The 3,303-nt window shown below is 43.6% G+C and carries 3 protein-coding genes; 1 reads left to right on the top strand and 2 read right to left on the bottom strand.

Annotated features, from left to right (window positions below; all coding sequences use genetic code 11):
- Nucleotides 1-164: 164 nt before the first annotated feature.
- Nucleotides 165-527: a hypothetical protein gene (locus tag F6K37_RS35470; RefSeq protein ID WP_071107058.1), complete on the bottom strand. Its 363-nt coding sequence runs from the start codon at nt 525-527 to the stop codon at nt 165-167.
- A 103-nt stretch (nt 528-630) separates the two neighbouring features.
- On the bottom strand, nt 631-2,166 hold the full coding sequence (locus F6K37_RS35465) for a serine/threonine-protein kinase (RefSeq protein WP_083374231.1): 1,536 nt from the start codon (nt 2,164-2,166) through the stop codon (nt 631-633).
- Nucleotides 2,167-2,572: 406 nt separating this feature from the next.
- On the opposite strand from F6K37_RS35465, the gene F6K37_RS35460 reads away from it, so the two are divergent.
- Nucleotides 2,573-3,303: shikimate dehydrogenase (locus F6K37_RS35460; RefSeq protein WP_287255560.1), on the top strand; the 731-nt coding region annotated here is incomplete at its 3' end.

The raw sequence follows: 3,303 nt of genomic DNA, 5'->3' as shown, positions 1-3,303 counted from the left end.
TCGTTAATGTCACAGGCTAGAAGCCTGTGACATTAACGAATGCTTACCTCTTTATTCAAAAGCTGATAGCACCTCAAGTAGCACCATCTGTAGCGCATAAGCTGATAACTGATAGCTGATAGCTGATAGCTGATAGCTAATAGCTAATAGCTGATAGCTTACGATTACCAACCTACTTCTTGAGCTACTCCATACAATTCTTCTAAATGTCGGCAAAATTCACTGTAGGTTCCAATTGGGCGTGCGTCTAATCCAGTTAAATCTAAATTTTCTTCAGTACTTTTCTGTTGGAGGTCTACTCCTTCCTGCTTGTTCCGCATATTTAATCGGTAAGCATTTTGGTCTGGATAAATTTCAAAAATTATCTCGATCGCGTCTTCATAGGTGTCTAAGGAAAGGCTTAGATCGAAGGGCTTTCCAGGTAAAACCAAGCTGATGCTGTCATAGCCTGTTACTTCTTCTGTGTAAAAAACTTGTGATTCGGACATGGTGATAATTATTTGAGTCCAGGCAGGAAAGCTAGTCATTTTTCTTCTCCTTTAAGTAGTGATAGCAATGCCCCTGGGCTTAACCTGGAACTAGCATGGAACGCAATAAACACACGGATGCTACAGTTGAGCAATCGGTGATTCACCACGGCACTAGGGAGGTTACCCCAATAAAGAATACTAATAATAACAAAAATAGTAGGGTAACTATGATACCAATAATGACGAAGGATGTGATCGCCCAACCCCGTTGATGGCGCTTAAAGGCTTTGATACTCTTCCAACGGCGGCTTTTCCATGCCCACTCATTACCCTTGATGCCCAAAATAATCCCCATCACTGGCCAAGCAAGAAATCCAGTCACTAAGGATAGATCGGTCCAGGCAATCAGTCCAATCCAAACTTGATTGGTGACACACCACAAACCTGGTAGACAAAAGGCACCCCAGTTCCAGCCTTGAATCTCTGCTGGCACTAGAACAGATTCGTCAAACACTTGCTTGCAACCGGAATTATTGATGGGAGTCGGTGGAGGGTACGATTTAGACTGGGGAGTTACAGCTACATTACCCTTTATTTCTGTTTGTCTAACCTTAGAATCATCAGAATCATCAGTTCGGATCAGGTCTAGAACCTCTTGAGCAGATTGGAATCGCTCAGAGGGTTGGGATGCCAGCAAACGAGATAGGATACTATTAAACTCTGGAGATAGGGTTACTTCTTCTTCAGTTCGCCAGCTCAGGGTATAAGGGTCAACCAGTTCCTGGGGCTGTTTACCAGTCATCAGTACTAGTGATGTCACTCCCAAAGCATACAGGTCACTATGGGGAGCAGCAATCCCTAGGCGTAGCTGTTCATCAGGTGCATAGCCAACTTTACCTAAACAAGTCCCACCAGCATAGATGGCAGAGTTTTGCCCAGGTGCGCTTGACCTTGGCGAATTAAATTCGCCACGGGTCGCACCTCTGGTTACGGGAGTATTGACTTCTAGGGCAATTTGTTTGACACCACCCAAGTCAATTAATACTGGTACTCCATCGGAAGCACGACGGATAATATTGTCTGGAGCAATATCCCGGTGAATTATTCCTAATTGGTGTAGGTAGCTTAAGACCGGGAGCAATTGCTGAAACAGTTGGATAATTTCGGTTTCGCTGAAGCGTTCCCCTTTGCTTACTCGTTCTTCGAGTAAAGTTTGATAGGTTTTTCCTTCAATGTAGTCTTGGACGAGAAACAACCGTTTGCCATGGCGAAAAAATTCCCAGAATCTCGGAATTTGGGGGGATGAAAGCTTGTGCAGCATGGTTGCTTCCCGTTGAAATAGTTCTTCCGCTTTTTCTAGGGTATGGGTGCCCTGGTTTCTTGGAGTCAGCTCTTTTAGGGTTACTAGTTCATTAAAGCGTCCAGTGTCTTTGGCGAGGTAGGTTTTGCCAAATCCCCCTTGTCCTAAGGTACGTTGAATTATGTAGCGATCGCGTAATCGGCTTCCAGTCTGTAATGTATTGTCATTATTAGTATTGTCTAATGTATTGTCTAATGTATTGTCATTATTAGTATTATCTAGATTAGTCTCTAGGGGACTGCTACTGGGAGGAGGTAGAGAGGCACCACAACGAGAGCAAAAACTTGCCCGACTGGGATTGATTTGCTCACATATCATACAAATGATTGAATTCATGGCTCCACTCTTTTGAATACCAGTTGGGTTCATGCCGTTGCTGCCTAGTTAATTGGTATTATAATTGGCACTATAATTGGCTCGATATGATCTATTTTAGCCACCATGAGAAAAATCAGAGTTCATTCAAATGTGCGGTTTGGGGTAAGTATTGTGGACGGTTGATGGTGAATTGTCAACGAATTGTCAAGCGAAGGCAGCAATCTTAATAAGAAATAAGAAATAGTTAAGAATTGAGCAATCTAGTAATTATGAACTATTTCAGGCTTACAATTCAAAGTTATAGCACTACGCATTAAGGTGTTTGACATTGATACAAGCAGCAAAAGCTGTCGCAGTTAACTTTTGCCTCTTGCCTCTTGCCAATGCCATTGCGCGTAGCGCTATATGTGCTTGAAGTAGGGTGATGGTGCAAATAACAGGAACAACAAAGTTATTGGGTGTGATTGGTGATCCAGTGGAACATTCTTTATCACCACTGATGCATAACCAAGCGATCGCATCCTTGGGTGTGGATTATGTCTACCTACCTTTACCGGTAAAATCAGCAGATTTGAAAAATGCGATCGCTGGTTTTGAGGCGATTGGTCTAGTGGGCTTCAGTATCACTATTCCCCACAAACAGACTATCATCCCCTTGTTGTCGGAAATTTCAACAGTGGCTCAAGGGGTGGGAGCAGTGAATACTGTGTATCGCAACGATCACGGTTGGATTGGTACGAATACGGATATCGAAGGATTTATCACCCCGTTGCAAGGGTATGACCGGGATTGGACTCAAACTACTGTAGTCATTTTGGGGTGTGGTGGTGCCGCACGAGCTGTAGTAGTCGGTTGTGCTGAACTCGGTTGTACTGAGATTCATGTGGTTGGTCGCAATCAGGACAAGTTAGGTCAATTTAAGGAAAGCTGGATTAATTCTGACCTTGCTATTACTATTCATACTCATGCTTGGGAACAACTACCGGAACTTATAGGCCAAGCCAATTTGTTGGTGAATGCTACTCCGGTGGGAATGTATCCCAACATCGAGCAGTCTCCTGTTGATCAGCTAGCTATGGCCAGGTTGCCGGAAAATGCGATCGCTTATGACTTGATTTATACTCCTAATCCCACTCAGTTTTTACGACAAGCCAA

The sequence above is a fragment of the Moorena sp. SIO4E2 genome (genome assembly GCF_010671945.1).
Taxonomy (GTDB): domain Bacteria; phylum Cyanobacteriota; class Cyanobacteriia; order Cyanobacteriales; family Coleofasciculaceae; genus Moorena; species Moorena producens.
Note: the sequence above shows the minus strand (reverse complement) of the source record. Positions and strands in the feature narration are given on the sequence as shown.

Excerpts from the sequence above, each read along its gene's own strand:
- F6K37_RS35470 (WP_071107058.1), bottom strand. The coding sequence starts at position 527 with ATGACTAGCTTTCCTGCCTGGACTCAAATAATTATCACCATGTCCGAA.
- F6K37_RS35465 (WP_083374231.1), bottom strand. The coding sequence starts at position 2,166 with ATGAATTCAATCATTTGTATGATATGTGAGCAAATCAATCCCAGTCGG.